15 protein-coding genes are annotated in these 19,262 nt (G+C 72.4%); 12 read left to right on the forward strand and 3 right to left on the reverse strand.

The annotated features are described in order from the left end of the window. Positions 1–91 precede the first annotated feature (91 nt). From abc-f to AB0F13_RS03640, 5 genes are all read left to right on the forward strand, one after another. Positions 92–1,738 (forward strand): ribosomal protection-like ABC-F family protein, encoded by a 1,647-nt coding sequence (gene abc-f / locus AB0F13_RS03620; RefSeq protein ID WP_362074562.1) that lies wholly within the window; start codon positions 92–94, stop codon positions 1,736–1,738. Positions 1,739–1,747: 9 nt separating this feature from the next. Then, entirely contained in the window at positions 1,748–2,407 is a 660-nt protein-coding gene (locus AB0F13_RS03625; RefSeq protein ID WP_362074565.1) for a histidine phosphatase family protein, read from the forward strand. 11 nt (positions 2,408–2,418) lie between these two features. Continuing rightward, entirely contained in the window at positions 2,419–3,312 is an 894-nt protein-coding gene (locus AB0F13_RS03630; RefSeq protein WP_362074568.1) for an ADP-ribosylglycohydrolase family protein, read from the forward strand. A 66-nt stretch (positions 3,313–3,378) separates the two neighbouring features. Then, positions 3,379–4,080 carry a ribonuclease HII gene (locus AB0F13_RS03635; protein WP_362074571.1) on the forward strand — a complete coding sequence of 234 codons (702 nt, stop codon included), beginning with the start codon at positions 3,379–3,381 and terminating at the stop codon, positions 4,078–4,080. Between the two features lie 59 nt (positions 4,081–4,139). Beyond that, a complete protein-coding gene (locus AB0F13_RS03640; protein ID WP_362074574.1) occupies positions 4,140–4,733 on the forward strand; it encodes a hypothetical protein in 594 nt (197 codons plus the stop codon). 60 nt (positions 4,734–4,793) lie between these two features. On the opposite strand, the gene AB0F13_RS03645 is transcribed toward AB0F13_RS03640, so the two are convergent. Both AB0F13_RS03645 and AB0F13_RS03650 read right to left on the reverse strand, forming a co-directional pair. Continuing rightward, entirely contained in the window at positions 4,794–5,378 is a 585-nt protein-coding gene (locus tag AB0F13_RS03645; RefSeq protein WP_362074576.1) for a hypothetical protein, read from the reverse strand. A 223-nt stretch (positions 5,379–5,601) separates the two neighbouring features. Beyond that, a complete protein-coding gene (locus AB0F13_RS03650) occupies positions 5,602–7,767 on the reverse strand; it encodes a RecQ family ATP-dependent DNA helicase (protein ID WP_362074578.1) in 2,166 nt (721 codons plus the stop codon). 157 nt (positions 7,768–7,924) lie between these two features. Between AB0F13_RS03650 and AB0F13_RS03655 the strand changes: the two genes are divergently transcribed. The 7 genes from AB0F13_RS03655 (at position 7,925) to AB0F13_RS03685 (ending at position 18,531) form a co-directional block, all read left to right on the forward strand. Then, the gene (locus AB0F13_RS03655) at positions 7,925–9,466 is read left to right on the forward strand and encodes a DUF4192 domain-containing protein (RefSeq protein ID WP_362074581.1); all 1,542 of its coding nucleotides are present in this window, start codon (positions 7,925–7,927) and stop codon (positions 9,464–9,466) included. 204 nt (positions 9,467–9,670) lie between these two features. Continuing rightward, positions 9,671–11,623, forward strand: a complete 1,953-nt coding sequence (locus AB0F13_RS03660; protein WP_362074584.1) for a glycogen debranching N-terminal domain-containing protein — start codon at positions 9,671–9,673, stop codon at positions 11,621–11,623. A gap of 89 nt (positions 11,624–11,712) precedes the next feature. Further along, positions 11,713–12,474, forward strand: coding sequence for an NUDIX domain-containing protein (locus AB0F13_RS03665; RefSeq protein ID WP_362074587.1), 762 nt, complete (start codon positions 11,713–11,715; stop codon positions 12,472–12,474). 139 nt (positions 12,475–12,613) lie between these two features. Continuing rightward, a complete protein-coding gene (locus tag AB0F13_RS03670; protein ID WP_362074590.1) occupies positions 12,614–14,401 on the forward strand; it encodes an ATP-binding cassette domain-containing protein in 1,788 nt (595 codons plus the stop codon). A gap of 175 nt (positions 14,402–14,576) precedes the next feature. Beyond that, complete coding sequence (locus tag AB0F13_RS03675; RefSeq protein ID WP_362074593.1) at positions 14,577–15,515, forward strand: FCD domain-containing protein; 939 nt, start codon at positions 14,577–14,579, stop codon at positions 15,513–15,515. Positions 15,516–15,893: 378 nt separating this feature from the next. Next, the gene (locus AB0F13_RS03680; protein ID WP_362074596.1) at positions 15,894–17,453 is read left to right on the forward strand and encodes an RNA polymerase sigma factor; all 1,560 of its coding nucleotides are present in this window, start codon (positions 15,894–15,896) and stop codon (positions 17,451–17,453) included. Positions 17,454–17,598: 145 nt separating this feature from the next. Further along, complete coding sequence (locus tag AB0F13_RS03685; protein ID WP_362074599.1) at positions 17,599–18,531, forward strand: serine protease; 933 nt, start codon at positions 17,599–17,601, stop codon at positions 18,529–18,531. Between the two features lie 154 nt (positions 18,532–18,685). Here AB0F13_RS03685 and AB0F13_RS03690 read toward each other — a convergent pair whose 3' ends face one another. Next, entirely contained in the window at positions 18,686–18,916 is a 231-nt protein-coding gene (locus AB0F13_RS03690) for a hypothetical protein (RefSeq protein WP_086567216.1), read from the reverse strand. Positions 18,917–19,262 lie beyond the last annotated feature (346 nt).

The following is a 19,262-nucleotide window of genomic DNA, read 5'->3' on the forward strand; positions in this document are numbered from 1 at the left end:
GGACTCTGTCATGCTGAGCGTAACGCAACGTGGGTTGCGTTTGACGTCTCGTCGTCGACCTGTGGCCGGCTGCCGCTCCGGAGGTCCGTCTATGCCTACTCAGCTCTCCCTGCGAGAGGTGACCGTGTCCCGCGGTGATCGCCTCCTCCTCGACCGGGTGTCCCTCTCGGTGCGGGCGGGTGAACGGATCGGTGTCGTCGGGGAGAACGGCGCGGGGAAGTCCACTCTGCTCAAGCTCCTGGCAGGAGCCGACAGACCCGACGACGGCGCGGTGGTGGCCTCGGCCGACGGCGGCATCGGGTACCTCGCGCAGACGCCCGGCCTGCCCCCGGACGCGACTGTCGGCCAGGCGATCGACGCCTCCCTCGCCGCACTGCGCACCATGGAAGCCCGCCTTCGCGAGCTCGAGACCGGGCTCGCCGGCGCCGGCACCGGGGCACTCGACGAATACGGGGAACTGCTCACGGCCTTCGAGGACCGAGGCGGTTACGAGGCCGATGCCCGGGTCGACAAGGCCCTGCACGGGTTGGGCGTCGGCCACCTCGGGCGCGACTGGCGCCTGGGCAGCCTGTCGGGCGGCGAACAGGCCCGGCTCGGCCTGGCTTGCACCGTCGCCGCCGCACCCGAGGTCATGCTCCTGGACGAACCGACCAACCATCTGGACGGCACCGCCCTGACCTGGCTGGAGGACATCCTGCGGGCCCACCGCGGCACGGTGGTGGCCATCACCCACGACCGGGTGTTCCTCGAACGCGTCGCCACCGCCGTGGTCGAGGTCGATGCCGACCGGCGCACCCTCGTCCGCTACGGCGGCGGCTACGCCGGTTTCCTCGCGGAGCGGACGGCCGCCCGCCGCCGGTGGGAGCAGGCGTACGAGCGGTGGTGCGCGGAGACCGAGGCGCTCGCCGGGGCCGCCGAGACCACTGCCCGGGTAGTGGCCCCCGGTCGCGCCATCAAGGACGGCAACAAGATGGCGTACGACCGGGACAAGGGGCGCGTGCAGTCCTCCGTCTCGACCCGCGTGCGCAACGCCCGGGAACGGCTGCGCAGGCTCCACGAGGATCCCGTGCCGCGTCCCCCGGAGCCCTTGCGCTTCACCGCCCGGCCGGCGGCCGGCGCCACCGAAGGGGCCCTCGTCGCACTCGACGGCGTACGGGTCGCCGACCGGCTCACCGTAGAGGCGCTCCAGGTCCGGGCGGGCGAGCGGCTGCTGGTGCACGGCCCCAACGGCGCCGGGAAGTCCACGCTGCTGCGCCTGATGGCGGGTGTCGCCCAGCCCGAAGCCGGCACCGTTCGCAGGAGAGGCCGTATCGGCTACCTCGCCCAGGAGATCCCGGTGAGCCGGCCGGGGGAGAGACTGCTGGACGCCTTCCGGCGCGGGCTGCCGGGAACGGATGAGGAGCAGCGGGCGCTTCTGCTGTCCTACGGACTGTTCCACGACCGCGACCTCCACGTACCCGTCGGTTCACTCTCCGCGGGGCAGCGCCGCCGCCTCGCCCTCGGCCGGCTGCTCGCCCGCCCCGCCGACCTGCTGCTGCTCGACGAACCCGCCAACCACCTCGCCCTTGCTCTGGTCGAGCAGCTGGAACAGGCGCTGGCCGAGTGGCCCGGCGCCGTGGTGGTCGTTTCCCACGACCGGGCGCTGCACCGCCGCTTCACCGGTCGCCGGTGCGAGATACGCGCCGGCCGGGCGCTGATCACGGAGGACCGCGAGGCATCCGGACACGGCTCGATCTAGGGTGGCGGCATGTCACGGCCCCGGCGCATCGTCCTCATCCGGCACGGAGAGTCCGAAGGCAATGTCGACGACACCGTCTACGAACGGGAACCCGACCATGCCCTGGCCCTGACGGCGGCCGGCCGTAAGCAGGCCGAGAAGGCCGGGGCCCACCTGCGGGAGCTCTTCGGGGATGAGCAGGTCTCCGCGTACGTCTCGCCGTACCGCCGCACCCATCAGACCTTCCACGCCCTCGGTCTCGACCCCAGCCGGGTCCGCGTCCGCGAGGAGCCGCGCCTGCGCGAGCAGGACTGGGGAAACTGGCAGGAGCGGGAGGACGTGCGCCGGCAGAAGGCCTACCGGGACGCCTACGGCCACTTCTTCTACCGCTTCGCGCAGGGCGAGTCGGGCGCCGATGTCTACGACCGGGTCGGCGCCTTCCTGGAGAGTCTGTGGCGCAGCTTCGACGACCCCGACCACCCGCCGAACGTCCTGCTTGTGACACACGGCCTGACCATGAGGCTGTTCTGTATGCGGTGGCTGCACTGGACCGTCGCTGAGTTCGAGTGCCTGTCGAATCCCGGCAACGGCGAAACCCGGATGCTCCTGCTCGGACCCGACGGCAGGTATCACCTGGACCGGCCATTCGAGCGCTGGTGCACCCCCGAATCGTACGGCTTCACCGGTTAGAGTTCGCTGCGATGACAGCTGACCGATTCCCCCGAGCCCTGGCGAGCCTGCGCGGGCTGGCCGTGGGCGACGCCCTCGGCTCCCAGTTCTTCGTCCCCGCCAACTATCCGTCGCTGAGGCGCCGCGAGCTGCCGCCCGGTCCCTGGCGGTGGACCGACGACACCGAGATGGCCTGCTCCGTGCTGACCGTCCTCGCCGAGCACGGCCGCATCGACCAGGACGCCCTCGCCCGCTCCTTCGCCGAGCGCCATGACGCCGCCCGGGGGTACGGTCCGGCGGTCAACCGGATGCTGCGCCTGGTCAGGGAAGGCGCCGACTGGCGCGAGCTGGCTGCCGCGCTGTTCAAGGGCCAGGGGTCCTGGGGCAACGGCGCCGCCATGCGCATCGCCCCGCTCGGCGCCTGGTACGCCGACGACCCCGAGCAGGCGACACACCAGGCTGAGATCTCGGCGTACACCACGCACCAGCACCGCGAGGCGGTGGCGGGGACCATGGCCGTGGCCGCCGCCTCGGCCATCGCCGCCGGTCCGGCCGGTTCCGTCACCCCCGAGGACCTGCTGGACGGTGTGATCGCGCTCGTGCCGCGCAGCGCGGTCCAGGCGGGTCTGCGCCGCGCCCGCGACATGCTCGACTACGGCAACGCCACCACAGTCGCCGCAGTCCTGGGCTGCGGCCGCCGCACCAGCGCGCACGACACCGTGCCGTTCGCGCTGTGGGCCGCCGCCCGCCATCTCGGCTCGTTCGAGGAGGTGTTCTGGACGACGGCGCAGGCCGGCGGCGATGTGGACACCACCTCGGCCATCGCCGGCGGAGTGGTCGCCGCGGCGGAGCGAGGCGCTCCGCCGGCGGACTGGCTGCGGCACACCGAGCCGCTCCCCGACTGGCTGCCGGACGCCGCGCGCTGACCGGAGGGCAAGAGGTGGGGGCGGGGCGGGACAGCCCGGCCGCGGGGGCGTAACCTTACAGGCGCCATGCCCTACCAACCGCCTACCCACAGCGTCGAGCGCTCGCTCCGAGCGACGACGGGAGCAAAGATCGTCGCCGGTGTGGACGAGGTCGGCCGGGGCGCCTGGGCCGGACCCGTCACCGTGTGCGCGGCCGTCACCGGTTTGCGCCGTCCCCCCGAGGGCCTCACGGACTCCAAGCTGCTGACGCTCAAGCGGCGCACCGCGCTCGCCGAGACCCTGGAGACGTGGGTCACGGCCTACGCTCTGGGCCACTCCTCCCCGCAGGAGATCGACGAACTGGGCATGACGGCAGCCCTGCGGCTGGCCGCGACGCGCGCCCTGGAAGCGTTGCCGGTACGGCCGGACGCGGTGATTCTCGACGGTAAGCACGACTACCTGGGGGAGCCCTGGAAGGTCCGCACGGTCATCAAGGGCGACCAGTCCTGTGTGGCCGTGGCCGCGGCCTCAGTGATCGCCAAGGTGCGGCGTGACACACTGATGTCCGAACTGGGCATGGGCCACGCCGACTTCGGGTTCTGCGACAACGCCGGATACCCCTCGCCGGTGCACCGCGCCGCCCTGGAGGAGCTGGGTCCGACCCCGCACCACCGGTTGTCCTGGTCCTACCTGGACACGTTGCCCAGGTGGCAGCACCTCAAGCGACCACGGATCGCCCCCGAAACCATGGCTTTGGAGGCCGGAGGCCAGCTCGGCTTCGACTTCTGAGTGGCCCAAAACGCCACCCGCCGACGCGACTCGCACCGGCGTTTGATAAATATCACCCCATGCCTCTCATCCCCGAGGAGCCTCAGATTCACGAGAGTGTCCCGGGTCCCCGCGCAGTTCCGGCCGCCGGCCGCCCCGCGATGACCCCCCGCCCTGTCCCTGGTCCCCGCCCGGTCCCGTCGCGGTCCGGTATTCCCGGCCCGCGCAGCGGTCCGGTGCCGTCCCCACGCGCCCCGCGCACCACGGTGGCGGACGCCCCGGCGGCCACCCCGCAGATCCAGCTGATACCCGCCTCCCCGCAGGGCGCCCTGGGCGCCGCGGACGAGGCCGTCGACCTGCTCCTGGACACCGGCCGGGCGCCCGGCGAAGTCCTGGTGTTCACCACCGGCGAGCCGCACCCGTGGGCGGCGCACGAGCTGTCCTTCGGTGAGGCGTCCTACTGGGCGCAGCACGACGCCGGGGACGACGTCTTCTACGCGGCCGCCGACGCGGACCGTGCCTCGGCCCGCCCGGTCGTGGTCGTCGCCGTCAACGGCGGTTCGGACGCGGCGGTGACCGGCGCTCTTTCCGCGGCCGTGGCCCGCGCCGGTGCGCTGCTGATCGTCTGCGGTGACCCGCAGAGCGTCAACGCCCTTCTGCCCGCCGGCGTCTGACGGGCGAGCCCGGTGGCCGGCCGCCCCTGGTGGGCGCGTCGGCCGCCGTGTCCCGTCATGTCACCGGGCAGCCGTCTGGCGGTGCGCCGCGGGCGTCCCGCCGCCGAAGACGACTGACGTGGCCGGGTAGGCGGGCAAGCGAGGGTGGCGCCCGCTGCGGCCCTCGCCGAGGATCCGCCAGCCGGCCGCGGTGAGGGTGATGTACGCGCCGCAGCGCAGCCCGTGCAGGGTGCAGGCGTCGCGCAACCCCCACATCCATGCGCCGTCCTCCTCGGTCCAATGGGCCCCGCCCTCACGGCAGTAGAGCAGCACGGCCGTGCGGACCGCAGTGCGTCTGCGCAGGTCGTGCGGGATCACCAGGCGGAGCCGGGTGAGGAGCGCGTTGCGCAGCTCCCAGCCGTCGGCGGCGCCCGCCCGCATGGTCCGCCGGGCGAAGGAGGCGCTCGCCGCGAGCCGTTCGTCCGGGTGGAACACGGCGATGACGGCCGTGGACAGTGTCGGCAGATGTCTGGCGTGCAGACCGGTGACGACCTCGCGCGGATTGCGCAGCAGGGGGACGCCCGAGGCGACCCACTCCTCGGGCTCCAGCAGCCTGCGCAGACGGGAAGCGGAGCCGGCGGACGGCGGAGCGGAGCCGAAGGCCATGGTTCTCCCTTCGTCTGCACGCCCGCTGTTCCGGGCGGGAGGGGCAGGCAGGGCGGACATGCCGTTAATGGCAGTCCCGGCATGCCGCGAACGGGCGGGAGTGGGGAGTCGGCCCAATTCTCGCGGCCTCACCGGCCGGGCGGCAACGATCAATTGCCGCCACTGACCGGTATATGGCGGTCCGCCGACTGAATTCTCCTTCGCCCCCTAGGCCTGCCTGTGCTTACCCCTGCATGGCCAGCACCAGGGGAAGCACCTCTTTCGCCCCCGATCGCCGCAACAGGCGCGCGGCCACCGCGAGAGTCCAGCCCGTGTCCGCCAGGTCGTCCACGAGCAGCACCGGTCCGCCGCCCGAGGCAAGCGCCTCGGCGAGGGCCGGAGGAACGGTCAGTGCCCCGTCCAACGCCCGCAGTCGCTGGGCGCTGTTGGTGCGCGGCACCCGGGTGTCCGTTTCCCCCGGCCGGTACTCGACCGTGCCCAGGAGCGGCATGCGGCCGATCCGGGCGATGTGTTCGCCCAGGGAACGGATCAGCCGCGGACGGGTGCGGGAGGCGATGGTGACGACACCGACCGGCCGGGCGGCCGCGTCCGGCGCTCCGGACGCCCAACCGCCGGGCCCCCGGGCCCAGTCGGCCAGGACGGTGACCACCGCATCCGCCACATCGTCCGGAACGTCGGCGTCCGGCGCCTGCGGGGCGAGGAGCGGCCGCAGCCGGTTGCCCCAGCCGATGTCGGAGAGCCGTCCGAGCGCCCGGCCGGGAGCGGCCTGCTCGCCCGCGGGGATGCGGCCCTTGAGGTCCACGCCGACCGCGGGCATGCCCGTCGGCCACATCCGCCGCGGCTCCACCTCAACGCCCGGGCGGCCCAGCTCGCCCCGGGAGGCATCCAGAGACCCGGAGGACACATCGGCGGTGAACCGGGGGGCCGCGCAGTTGTCGCACCGGCCGCAAGGGGCGGCCTGCTCGTCGTCCAACTGGCGTCGCAGGAAATCCATCCGGCATTGCGTCGTCGTGGCGTACTCACGCATGGCCTGTTGCTCCGCCTCGCGCTGGCGCGCGACCCAGGCGTACCGCTCCGTGTCGTACACCCATGGTTCACCCGTCGAGGTCCAGCCGCCGCGTACGCGGTGGACGGCTCCGTCCACATCGAGGACCTTGAGCATGGTCTCCAGACGAGAACGGCGCAGCTCCACCTGGGGTTCGAGAGCAGGCAGCGACACGGGGCGCCCGGCGGCGGCCAGCACGTCCAGCGTGCGGCGGACCTGGTCCTCCGGCGGGAAGGCCAGTGAGGCGAAGTACTTCCAGATCGCCTCGTCCTCACGGCCCGGCAGCAGCAGCACCTCCGCGTGCCGCACGCCACGCCCCGCACGTCCCACCTGCTGGTAGTAGGCGATGGGGGAGGAGGGCGAGCCCAGGTGGACGACGAAACCGAGGTCCGGCTTGTCGAAGCCCATGCCCAGCGCGGAGGTGGCCACCAGTGCCTTGACCTTGTTGGCGAGCAGGTCCTCCTCCGCCTGCTGCCGGTCGGCGTTCTCCGTCTTGCCGGTGTACGAGGCCACGATGTGGCCGCGCCGGCGCAGGAACGCCGTCACCTCTTCGGCTGCGGCGACGGTCAGGGTGTAGATGATCCCGGAGCCCGGCAGCTCGTCGAGGTGATCGGCGAGCCAGGCCAGGCGGTGCGCGGCGTCCGGCAGGGTCAGGACGTTCAGGCTCAGGCTCTCCCGGTCCAGCGGGCCGCGCAGGACCAGTGCCTCTTCCGTGCCCTCGCCCGTTCCCAGCTGCTCGGCGACGTCGGCGGTGACGCGGGCATTGGCCGTGGCGGTGGTCGCCAGCACGGGCACGCCGGGCGGCAGGTCGGCCAGCATGGTGCGCAGCCTGCGGTAATCCGGGCGGAAGTCGTGGCCCCAGTCGGAGATGCAGTGCGCCTCGTCGACGACCAGCAGGCCGGTGGCCGCGGCGAGCTTGGGCAGAACCTGGTCGCGGAAGTCGGGATTGTTCAGTCGCTCGGGGCTCACCAGCAGGACATCGACCTCACCCGCCGCCACCTCGGCCTGCACGGTCTCCCACTCCTCGGTGTTGGAGGAGTTGATCGTGCGCGCGCGGATGCCTGCCCGGGCGGCCGCGTCCACCTGGTTGCGCATGAGCGCGAGCAGCGGGGAAACGATCACGGTCGGGCCGCTGCCGCGCTCGCGCAGCAGCGCGGTCGCGACGAAATACACCGCGGACTTGCCCCATCCGGTGCGCTGTACGACCAGCGCGCGGCGGTGGTCGGCGACGAGCGCTTCGATTGCGCGCCACTGGTCCTCGCGCAGTCTCGCCGTGCCCGTGGTGTCTCCGACGAGGCGGGCTAGGACAGTGTCCGCCGAGGTGCGGAGGGCTTCGTTGGTCATGCCCCCATGCAACACGAGGGCACTGACAAAGCGCGAATGGGCGGCGGGGCCTGTGGAAAACTCGAAGGGCGCGATTGTCCACAGGATTAGTACGACAATATTCCGGAGTTATCCACAGGGCTGGCGGGCTTCGCCGGGCTCGCGGGACTCTCGGGGCATGACCCAGCACGATGAATCGGCCCCCACGTCCGCCTCCTCCGCCGCCGCCTCTGTTCCCGCCTGGGAATCCCGGACGGAGACACAGATCACCCTGCGCAGCCCCGCCGAACTCGCCGACGCCCTTCCGTACCTGATGGGCTTTCACCCGACCGACTCCGTGATCATGCTGGCGCTGCACGGTGAGCGCGGCCGCTTCGGCGGCCGGCTCAGGCTCGGCATTCCTGACAACGCAGAGGAATGGTCCGACGTCAGCGACCAGCTCGCCGAAACGCTCGTCGCGGGATGCGGCAAGCGGGGCCCCCGGCCCGACGGCATCGTCCTCTTCCTCTGCCAGGATCCCGCGAAGGGCGAGACCGCGCGACAGGTGATGGAACGGCTCCGCCCGCTCGCCCAGAGCCTGCGCCTGGCGTGCGGCGGGCTCGACGTGCCGGTGTACGAGGCGCTGTGCATCTCGGATGGCCGGTTCTGGTCCTACTGCTGCCCCGACGAGCGCTGCTGCCCGCGGGAAGGCACGCCCCTGGCGCTGCCGGGCACCTCGGTGATGGCCGCGGCCGCCGCCTACGCGGGCATCCAGGTGCGCGGAACGCTGCGCGAAATGGAGGCCCGCTACGCCCCGCTCACCGGCCGCCGGGCCGACGAGCAGGAATCGGCGCTGGACGCGGCCGCCGCGGATCTGGTCCCGCGCATCCTCAGGGGCACGGACTGCGAGACGGTCCGCCAGGAGACCCTCGACCTCGCGCGCCTGGTAGTGGAGCGCTTCCACGAGGCCCGGCCCGCCGCCCGGCCGGAAGCCGATGCGAGGGACGACTCCCTTCTGGCTGCCGACGAGGCGGCGGCGATCATTCTGGGGCTGCAGGACCGCACCACACGTGACCGGGCCGCGGAATGGATGGAAGGGCCGCAGGCCCCGGCGGCGCTGCGGGTCTGGCGCGCCCTCGCCCGGCGCTGCGTCGGGCCGTACATCGAACACGCGGCGGCGCCGCTCACCCTCGCCGGTTGGGTCGCCTGGTCGACAGGTGAGCATCCCGAGGCCCGCGTCGCCCTGAGCCGGGCCCTGAGCGCCGATCCCGAGTACCTCTTCGCGCAGCTCCTGCACCGTGCCTGCAACGAGGGCATGGACCCCGAGCTCCTGCGCCGCTGTCTGCGCCGTGAGCGCACCGGCCGCGTGGTGGACCACGAAAGGGCCGAGACCGGCACCGACCGGCCCGAGGCCTTGCATGCAACGGCTCCACTCGGCGCACCGGGGGAGAGGAACCCGTTGGAGGAACCGGAGGAGAAGAGCTCACGGGAGACGGCTGAGGCGCAGCAGTCGCGAGAGGCGCTGAAGACGGTCGATGCCCAGAGCGCCACTCCCGCCCCCGCCCCCGCGACAGGGGCGCGCCGCCACGCCACCACCGGTGCGAGCGGCGCGGGCGGCCCGGGGGGAACGGGCGGCCCGGGCGCGACAAGCCGCCGGGGCGGGCCGTCCGGTGGGAACGGACCCGCAGGCAAGGCACGCACGCGGCGCCGCACAGGGCGCGGGGTCCGCGGACGGCAGTGAGGGCCGCCACAGGCGGGCCACCGTGACCTCGGCGGGTTCCGCGACGTTCACGTGAGTGGCCCGCAGTCGTTGCCGGTCGTCCAGGTCCGTGACGCCCACAGGGAGCGCAGACAAGTGCAAGGCATTGCCCCCAATGGTCCTTCGCTCCGCCAGCCATCCGAACAGAGGCGGGCCTCCGCCCCGCGGCCCCAGGCGCCGCAGCCCGTGCACGAGGCGCTGATCTGCGTCGCGCTTCCCTCGCTCGCCATCTCCGAGCAGCACGGGCAGCTCACCGGGCACGGACTCGACGGGTTCTACCGGGGAGGTCGCCGCCTGCTGGCGAAGTGCCGGGTGAAGGTCGCCGGTGCCGAGCCGGTGCCAGTCCAGGGGCGCATGCTCGCCGCGGACCGCGCGCGCTTCATCGGCACAGTGCGCACCCCTGCCGACGCGGGACCCGACCCGGCCGTCACGGTCGAGCGGGTGCGGGAGGCCGACGGCATCGAGCGGATCACCGTCCGCAGCGCGGCTGTTCAGGAGCTTCGGCTGGTGGTCGAGGTGTGTCTCGGTACCGATCTCGCCGAGCTGGCGGCCATCGCCGCCGGGCTGGCCGGGCCGGAGCTCCCGGCGGCTGTGCACGCCTCCGGACTGCGCTGGTCGGCGCCGGGGATGCACGCGGTGGTCACGGCCACCCCCCAGCCCGGGGATGTGCTCGCCTCCTCCGGATTGCTGTGCTGGGAGATACAGCTGCCCCCCGGCGGCAGCCGCACCATCGAACTGCGGATCCGGCCGGAACTGCCGGGCAGGCCCGCCGCCCCCGAGCCGGCCGCCCACGGACGCGGAGGGGCCGCGCCGCCCTGGGGTGATGCGGGAGCCGAAGGCGACGACCCACGGGCCGCCGCCCTGCTGGTGACGAGCCTCGACGATCTCCGGGCCCTGCTCGTGCGCGACCCTGCGCACCCCGGCGACGTCCACCTCGCCGCGGGCATCCCGTGGCGCTGTGGTCACCTCGCGCCCGCCGAGGCGCTGTGGGCCGCCCGGATGACGCTGCCCCTTGGAGTACGGCTGGCCGCCGGGACGCTGCGCACCCTGGCCCGTACACAGCTGGCCGGTCCGGGCCCCGACCGCGGCCGCATTCCCGGCGCCCTGCGGCACTCCGGAGCTCATCTGCCGCCCGGCTGCACGGGAGTCGAGGCGACGCTGCTGTTCCCGGCCGTGCTCGCGGAAGCCAGGCGCTGGGGCCTGTCCACGCAGGAGACGGAATCCCTGCTGCCGGCCGCCGAGCGGTGCCTGGGCTGGCTGCGGGCGGCCGTCGGGGAGGGGACGTATCTCGCGGACCCGGTGCCGGCAGGCCCGTACCGCTGCGAGGTCCAGGCGCACGCTCACCGGGCCGCCCTGCTCGGCGCGGACATGCTGGAGTCCTACGGCCGCCCCGGGGCGGCCGGCCTGCGGGAGTGGGCGGCCGGCCTGCGCCGCCGGTTCCGGGAGGACTTCTGGGCCGACGACCCGGGCGGCGGCCGTCCCGTGGCGGCGCGCACGCCCGACGGCCGGCGGATATCTCACCTCGGGAGCGCCGCCGCTCACCTGCTCGACACGGGGTTGCTCGGCGGCGGGACGTACGCGCCGGGACTACTCGACAGGGTGCAGACGGAGCAGCTGGCCCGCATGCTCGGCGGTCCCGCGCTCGACTCCGGCTGGGGCCTGCGCAGCCTGGGGGTCAAGGAGCCCGGGCACAATCCGTTCGGCCACCGAAGCGGCGCCGTACGCGTCCATGAGACGGCCGTCGCCGTGGCCGGGCTCATGGCGGCCGGTTACGAGAAGGAGGCGGGTGGCCTGTTGCGCGGTGCGCTGGACGCCGCCGCGGCCTTCGGTCACCGGCTGCCCGAGATGTACGCGGGGGAGCAGCGCACCGCCGGTGGTGCCCCGCTTCCGCACCCGGCGGCGTGCCGGCCGGCCGCCGTCTCGGCGGCCGGCGCGGTCCAGCTGCTGGCCGCGCTCGCCGGGGTGCGCCCCGACGTGCCAGGGGGCAGCGTGGCGGTCCGGCCGCCGCGCACCACACCGCTCGGCGAACTGCGGTTCACCGGGTTCCGCGTCGCGGAGCAGCCGTTCGCCGTGCGGATCAGCAGGCTCGGGCTGGGCATGGTCGAGGAGGCCGCCGACGGCCTGCAGTTGAGGGCGTGAACGTCATGCGTGTCAGGTTGTCCGACAGCCTTCTGGCGGGCGGTGCCCAAGACCCTGTTTATCGTCAGGCAGACGACTATGATCGCGTCATGCCCTACGACCCGTCGGCCTTCCCGCCCTTCGCAGTCACCGTCGACCTGGTCGTGCTCACCGTGCGGCGGCACGCGCTGTGCGCGTTGGCCGTGCGGCGTGGCGAACCCCCGTACCAGGGCCGCTGGGCGCTGCCCGGCGGGTTCGTGCGGGGCGACGAGGACTTGGCGACCGCGGCCGCCCGCGAGCTGGCCGAGGAGACGGGGCTGCACGCCCACGCCCCGGCGGCGCCCGCTGTCGCCAACGCCGCCCACCTCGAACAGCTCGCCACCTACGGCGATCCCAAGCGCGACCCCCGCATGCGCGTGGTCAGCGTCGCGCACCTCGTCCTCGCGCCCGACCTGCCGGCGCCACGCCCGGGCGGCGACGCGCGCAGCGTGCGCTGGGCGCCGGTCGAGGACCTGCTGGATCAGGAGGTCGGCTACGGCCGCGAGGACGAGCAGGCGGCGCCGCTCGCCTTCGACCACGCCCGCATCCTCGCGGACGGCGTCGAGCGCGCCCGCTCCAAGATCGAGTACTCCTCGCTCGCCACGGCGTTCTGTCCCCAGGAGTTCACCGTCGGGGAGCTGCGCCGGGTCTACGAAGCGGTGTGGGGAGTTGTCCTCGACCCCCGGAACTTCCACCGCAAGGTCACCGGCACTCCCGGTTTCCTGGTGCCCACGGGCGGAACGACGACACGCCAGGGCGGCCGCCCTGCGCAGCTTTTCCGGGCGGGCGGGGCCACCCTCCTCAACCCGCCGATGCTCCGCCCCGAGGCCTAGCTCCAGGGCCGGGCGAACCGGTGGCGCAATGAGCTCACTGATGTGACACGCGTGCCAGAAGATGTCTGCGTTGCGTAGCAAATAGGACATATCGGGTTACGGTGCTGCGGTACGGTCCCGCCGTCCCGCGAGTGAAGCCATGATTCAGGCCATCGGACTGACCAGTGTCCCCCGCCGCCAACAGCCTCCCGTCGTCGACGACCTCACCTTCGAGGCCCGGCCCGGGCGCGTCACCGTCCTGCTCGGCGAGCCCGGAGCGGGCAAGACCACCGCCCTGCGCCTCATGCTGCGACTCGACCCCGGCCGCGGCGTCGCGCTCTTCCGCGGCCGCACCCTGGACCGCATCGCCCACCCCACCCGCGAGATCGGTGTCCTGCTGGGCGACGTCCCGGGCCACCCCGCGCGCACCGCCCGCGGGCACCTGCGCATGCTCAGCGCGGCCGCCGGAGTCCCCGTCGAACGTGCCGACGAGGTACTCGAGGTCGTCGGGCTCAGCGGCCTCGCCGACCAGCGCCTCGGCGACTTCTCGCTCGGCATGGACCGCCGCCTCGGCCTCGCCTCCGCCCTCCTCGGCGACCCCCACACCCTCGTGCTCGACGATCCCGCCCACGGCCTCTCGCCGCGCGAGACCGCATGGCTCCACGGGCTGCTGCGCGGCTACGCGGCACAGGGCGGGGCCGTGCTCGTCACCTCCCAGCACGCCAAGGAGGCGGGCCGCATCGGCGACCAGGTGGTCACCATCGACCAGGGCCGGCTCATCGCCGACCAGCCGGCCGCCGCCTTCGCCGGCAGCCGGCTGCGCCCCCGGGTCGCCGTCCAGTCACCGCTGGCGAACCGGCTCGCCCACGTCCTCGCCACGGAGGCCGACACAGCCGGTGAGGTGACGGACGGCCCTCCGGTCGAGGTGGTGCACGAAGGCGGCAGCCGCATCTTCGTCTACGGCAGCAGCTGCGCGGCCGTCGGCGAGACCGCGTTCCGTCACGGCATCCTCGTGCACCGCCTGACCGAGGAGGCCGCGGACACCGGGCCCGTGACTCCTCTGCAGCGCGCCGACGGCCGCCGGGCCGACGCCGCGGACCGGGAGGCCGGGGCCGAGGAGGAGGCCGCCGAGCAAGCCGCCCCTGAGGTCCTCGCCGGCCTCAGCGCCCGCCTCGCCGCACCCGGCCCCGTGTGGCCCCTGCGGTACGAACTGCGTCGCGCCACGGGCGTACGGACCGGCTGGACCGTGTCCGCCGCTGCGCTGGCCGCCGCGCTGGTCGCCTCCGTACTCCTCGCCCGGACCGGAGCCTCTCCGGCGCTACGTCTGCTCACCGGCTGGCCGGCCTGGCTGCCCTTGCCTCCGGCGGCGTTCGGCGCCGGGCTGCTCGGGGCGCTCGCTTTCGGGCAGGAGTTCCGCTACCCCGCCCTCGCCCCGGACCAGGGCACCGTGCCGCGCCGGCTCGGTCTCCTCGGCGCGAAGCTCGCCGTCACGGCGATGGCCGCGTTGCTCCTGGCTCTTGCGTCCATCGCCCTGGATGCCGCGGTCGTCCGGCTCCTCTTCGGCCGGTCCGTCGCGCTCTTCCCCGACGGCTGGGGCACCCCGCTCGCGGGCTGGGCCGGGCTCACCCTCGGGTGCGCCTGGGCGGGACTGCTCGCCGCCGGGCTCTTCCGGTCCACCGCCCTGGGGCTGGTGGCGGTGCTGGCCGTGCCCACGCTGGTGGTACCCGTGCTGGGCGGACTGCTCTCCCAGCCGGCCGCCCGTTCGCTGATCGGGCTCCCCGACCGATTGCGCGCGGCCGCCGTGGTGCAGTGGCCGTCCGGCCTGGACCAGGGCATCTCAGCGGCCTTGCGACTGATGTCGCAGCCCATCGGATGGGCTCTCGCCCTGTCGCTGACGGGACTGCTCGCCGCGTACGTCCTCACCGTGTTCCGTGGCCGGCCGAGGTGATGGGTGTGCTATTGCGCTACGCCGGGCGGCAGCGAACGCAGAGTGACAATAGGTCTGGAGTGGCCGGAGAAAGAGACTCGCTCCCATTACTCTCCGCAATCACCCGTTCTCGAGCGGTGCCCGGTTCTGTCCGTTTAGACGTCAATTGCGAGGTAATGGGCGATCACCCTTTCGTGTGCTTTTCACCAAAGACCTCAAGGGGCTTCGACGTGTCGCCGACAAAGGAAGCGTGAGTACCCTTGCGCACACCATGATGACCGCGGCTCGCCCCGCCGACTCCGGCCTCGCCGGCCCGGGCGAGCTTGACCGCTACTCCTACGTGGAGGGCCCCGGGCCCGACCGCGTCGCCCCGCCCGCCTGGGACGGCGAGGCGGAGCTGAGCCGGGCCGGCCGTCGCGCCGCCGGCAGCCGTGGCCGAGGGCTGCACGGCCAGCTCGTCCAGCAACTGGGCCAGATGATCGTCTCCGGTGACCTGGGCGCCGACCGCCCGCTGGTGCCGGAGGAGATCGGGCAGCGCTTCGAGGTCTCCCGCACCGTCGTCCGCGAATCCCTGCGCGTCCTCGAGGCGAAGGGCCTGGTCAGCGCGCGGCCCAACGTCGGCACCCGCGTCCGCCCCGTCAGCGACTGGAACCTGCTCGACCCGGACATCATCGAATGGCGGGCCTTCGGGCCACAGCGCGACGACCAGCGCCGCGAGCTCTGCGAGCTGCGCTGGACCATCGAGCCGCTGGCCGCCCGGCTCGCCGCCGGTCACGGCCGCGAGGACGTCCAGCAGCGGCTGGCCGACATGGCCGAGATCATGGGACACGCCCTCGCCCAGGGCGACTCCCTCACCTTCGCCCGCGCCGACGCCGAGTTCCACTCGCTGCTGCTGCAGGTCGCGGGCAACCGGATGCTGGAGCACCTCTCGGGCATCGTCTCCGCCGCCCTGCACGTCTCCGGCGCCGCGACCGGCGGCTGCGACCGTCCCACCGAAGCGGGCGTCGGCCAGCACCTGCGGATCGTCGACGCCGTGGCCGCTGGTGACGCCGCCGGGGCGGAGGCGGCGATGCGGCAACTGCTCGTCACCCACCCGGAGGTCGAGCGCGTGGTGCCCGCGCCGCGCGAGCACTGATCGCGGAAGGCACCGGACGGGGGCGGTGCGTGCGGGACCGCTCGTCCAGCGCGCGCGTACGGCCGTACGCGCGAGCCGGATGAGCCGTTCCGTACGGCCGCAAGCGGCGACCAAAGTAGACGATCTGTCCACTTCAGTGGCTATTCGCTCCCATATGTGGTGTGACTCGGGCCACGAGGATTGGGCGTAACGCTCCTTGAGGCAGCGCGATGACTAAAGAGGTGGTGGCTGCGGAGGGAATACAGGCCTCGTTCGAGACGCTGTGTTGCTCTGCACTATCGCCCGCGCCGTCGGTTCATCCTTTGCCGACGGTCGTCGGAACCGGTCGTCCGTCCAGGACGGGCCGGGACCGGAAGCCGTTTCCATCGTTCCGAGAGGTTGTTCGTGTCGGCCAGCACATCCCGTACGCTCCCGCCGGAGATCGCCGAATCCGAGTCTCTGATGGCGCTCATCGAGCAGGGAAAGGCCGAGGGGCAGATCGCCGGCGACGACGTGCGTCGGGCCTTCGAGGCTGACCAGATTCCGCCAACCCAGTGGAAGAACGTTCTGCGCAGCCTCAACCAGGTCCTCGACGAGGAGGGTGTGACGCTGATGGTCAGTGCCGCAGAGGCGCCCAAGCGCACCCGCAAGAGCGTCGCAGCGAAGAGCCCGGCGAAGCGCACCGCCACCAAGGCCGTTTCCTCCAAGACGGTCACGGCCCGGCAGTCGTCTTCCTCGGCGTCCGGCACGTCCGCCCAGGGCGAGTACGACGCCGAGGCCGATGAGGCCGTGGCGCCCGCCAAGAAGACCGCCGCCAAGAAGGCGGTCGCCAAGAAGACGGTGGCGAAGAAGGCCACCGCGAAGAAGACGACGGCCAAGAAGACCGCGTCCAAGAAGGACGCCGACGAGGTCCTCGAAGACGAGCTTCTCGAAGAGACTCCCACCCCGGGCAAGGGTGACGACGAGGACGAGAGCGGCGAGACCAAGGGCTTCGTCCTGTCCGACGAGGATGAGGACGACGCTCCCGCGCAGCAGGTCGCGGTGGCCGGTGCCACCGCCGACCCGGTGAAGGACTACCTGAAGCAGATCGGCAAGGTCCCCCTGCTCAACGCCGAGCAGGAGGTCGAGCTCGCCAAGCGCATCGAGGCCGGCCTGTTCGCCGAGGACAAGCTGGCGAACTCCGACAAGCTGGCCCCGAAGCTCAAGCGCGAGCTGGAGATCATCGCCGAGGACGGCCGGCGTGCCAAGAACCACCTCCTGGAGGCCAACCTCCGTCTGGTGGTCTCCCTGGCCAAGCGCTACACCGGCCGCGGCATGCTCTTCCTGGACCTCATCCAGGAGGGCAACCTCGGTCTGATCCGCGCGGTGGAGAAGTTCGACTACACCAAGGGCTACAAGTTCTCCACGTATGCGACCTGGTGGATCCGCCAGGCCATCACGCGCGCGATGGCCGACCAGGCCCGCACCATCCGTATCCCGGTGCACATGGTCGAGGTCATCAACAAGCTCGCGCGTGTCCAGCGCCAGATGCTCCAGGACCTGGGCCGTGAGCCCACCCCGGAGGAGCTGGCCAAGGAGCTCGACATGACCCCTGAAAAGGTCATCGAGGTCCAGAAGTACGGCCGTGAGCCGATCTCCCTCCATACCCCCCTGGGTGAGGACGGCGACAGCGAGTTCGGTGACCTCATCGAGGACTCCGAGGCGGTCGTGCCGGCCGACGCGGTCAGCTTCACGCTCCTGCAGGAGCAGCTGCACTCCGTCCTGGACACGCTCAGCGAGCGCGAGGCGGGCGTGGTCTCCATGCGCTTCGGTCTCACCGACGGTCAGCCGAAGACCCTCGACGAAATCGGCAAGGTCTACGGCGTCACCCGCGAGCGGATCCGTCAGATCGAGTCCAAGACGATGTCCAAGCTGCGTCACCCGTCGCGCTCCCAGGTTCTGCGCGACTACCTCGACTGACAGGGCGTCGCGGCACCGCGCACATCGATCCGGCAGGGCCCGGTTCCTCTCCGGAGGGGCCGGGCCCTGCGGCCTTCCGGATGCGAGGACGGCCGCGACAGGTGACGCTGGGTAGGCAAGGAACTCCGCTGTGTCGGGAGAGTGTATGCGCGTCCTGAGGTACCCGCTGGCCGTGGCCTTCGCGCTGCTGCTGGCGGCCGCCGGCCCCGCGGTGCGGGCTGAGGACCGCGAGGTGGTCGGGGGGCAGGTCGTGAAGGTGGCTGACGCGCCCTGGATGGTGGCTCTGGCGAGCCGGGAGCGGTTCGGCGGCGTACGGTCCGGGCACTTCTGCGGCGGGGCCCTGGTGGGCCACAGGACCGTTGTCACCGCTGCGCATTGTCTGAGCCGTGAGGTGCTCGGGGTCGACGTGGCCTCCGCGACGGATCTGCGGGCGATTTTGGGCCGGGACGATCTACGAGGTTCCGCGGGAACCGAGGTGCCGATCCAGAGCATCTGGGTCAACCCGGCGTTCGACATGGAGACCAATACCGGCGACGTGGCGGTCCTCACCCTCGCGGACCCCATGCCGGCCGCGCGCTCGATCCCCATGGCGCCGGCGGGTGACGCGGCGTACGAACCGGGCACGGCGGCCGGTGTCTACGGCTGGGGCGATCTGATCGGCAACGGTACGTATGCCGAGACGCTGCGCGGCGCACGCGTTCTGGTGCTGGATGACACGCTGTGCAAGCAGGCGTATCCAGGCGGCCCGGAAGGGATGTACGCCCCGGCGACGATGCTCTGCGGCGGGCTGCCGCAAGGTGGACGGGACGCCTGCCAGGGCGACAGTGGAGGGCCGCTCGTGGCGCGGGGGCGCCTGGTCGGGCTGGTGTCCTGGGGGAGCGGGTGTGCGCAGCCGGGGCGCCCGGGGGTCTATACGCGGATCTCCGCGGTGGCCGCGCTGGTGCGGGCACACAGCGTCGACGCCTTGCCCGCGAAGGCCCCTCCTGCGCCGCAGCCGCCCCTGCCGCCGGCCTCTTCGGCGTCGGGGCCGCGGTCTGCGCCGAAGGCCGCCCAGCGGCCGCACGGGGGTCCGCGATGACCAGCTCGCGGGTCAGGGTGTCACGCGCGGGTGCGGGGGAGTACGAGAGCGGGCGGCCTCCCCGGTGGTGGGGGAGCCGCCCGCGGCTGTCCAGCCCTGGATGGCGGGACCTCGCTCGTCGTGGGATGCGATGTGTCAGCGTTCCACTGCGGACTCAGTGGTCCTCGTCGGACGCGGACGCCGGGACGGCCGTCAACCGCTCCGTCTCGTCCTGTATCTCCGCGGCGATCTTCTTGAGTTCTGGCTCGAACTTGCGCCCGTGGTGGGCGCAGAAGAGCAGTTCACCGCCGCTCATGAGAACGACGCGCAGGTATGCCTGAGCGCCGCACCGGTCGCAGCGGTCAGCGGCCGTCAGCGGGCTCGCGGGGGTCAGAACAGTAGTCACGTCGCCTCTTCTCTAGCTCGACGAGCTGTCGTACCAGGGTCAACATCCAACCAGGCCGAAAACGTTCCCGCTCGTGGCTTTTCCTCGAAAGTTCCTTCCGAGTGAGCCGGATCTTGACGTTTGGCGGCGAATGAGCCGTATTGCGTGGGCTTACGGTTTCACATCGCTGGGGGCTGTCGTCCTCCCGGCCGGCTTGCCGGGTTGTTCTTGAGGACGTGCCCGGAGCCTAAATGGTTCATGCCTCGAAGGGAACGTGATGTGCACGTCACCCCATCGGGGTATCGAACGCTTGATCGATTCTCGATTAGGATGGTTGTTCTCAAGGGTGGCGGCACAAAGGCTCTAC

It is taken from the genome of Streptomyces sp. NPDC026206 (genome assembly GCF_040638465.1).
Classification (GTDB): Bacteria; Actinomycetota; Actinomycetes; order Streptomycetales; family Streptomycetaceae; genus Streptomyces.